Raw genomic sequence first — 934 nt, forward strand, 5'->3', positions numbered from 1 at the left:
CCTTACAGCCCCTTTAAAAGCTGAAGATTATATAACTGACCGAATAAACCGATTAAATGAACATTTAGAATGGTTATCAAAAAATAGCGAGAAATTAGAAGGAGTAGATATTAGTCAAGGAAAACTACATGTTGAGCGATTGGATAGAGGAACTCCAGAAGAAGCAAAAGCATTTAGTAAACTTCTTCATAGTATGTTACCCAGAATAAAACTGACAGATTTACTAATAGAAGTGGCCAGTTGGACTGGATTTCATGATCAATTTATCCACGCCTCTACCAATCAATCTCCTGATCAAGAGGAACAGAATATTGTATTAGCTACTTTGATGGCAATGGGGACAAATATAGGTCTTACAAAAATGGCGGAAGCTACCCCTGGAATCTCCTATAGACAAATGGCAAATGCTTCACAATGGAGAATGTATGATGATGCAATGGTTCGCGCTCAATCTATTCTCGTGAATTTCCAAAAGGAACAAAAGTTATCATCCTATTGGGGAGATGGGACAACTTCTTCTTCTGATGGTATGCGTTTATCCATTGCTGTACGTTCTCTACATGCAGATTCCAATCCACACTATGGAACGGGAAAAGGTGGAACCATTTATCGATTTGTAAGTGATCAGCTATCTGCCTATCATGTGAAAGTCATTACTACCAATGCACGAGATGCTCTTCATGTATTAGATGGGCTTCTTCATCATGAAACAGATTTAAAAATTGAAGAACATTACACAGATACAGCTGGATATACAGATCAAGTTTTCGCTTTAACACACTTGTTGGGATTTCGATTTGCTCCTCGTATTCGTGATTTGGCAGATACTAAGCTTTTTTCTATACCTGGTGGAGAAGAATATGAAAATGTTCAAGCACTTTTAAAAGGAAAAATTAATGTAAAGTTAATAAAAGAAAACTATGAAGATATTAGA

Annotated in this window: 1 protein-coding gene; it reads left to right on the forward strand. The window is 36.4% G+C overall.

Annotated elements, in window-relative coordinates; all coding sequences use genetic code 11:
• Positions 1–934, forward strand: a 934-nt coding sequence (locus tag ABHN01_RS25895) for a Tn3 family transposase (protein WP_429877930.1), incomplete at both ends; no start/stop codon positions are given.

It is taken from the genome of Fictibacillus sp. NRS-1165, from assembly GCF_050468105.1.
Lineage (GTDB): Bacteria > Bacillota > Bacilli > Bacillales > Fictibacillaceae > Fictibacillus_C > Fictibacillus_C terrinigri.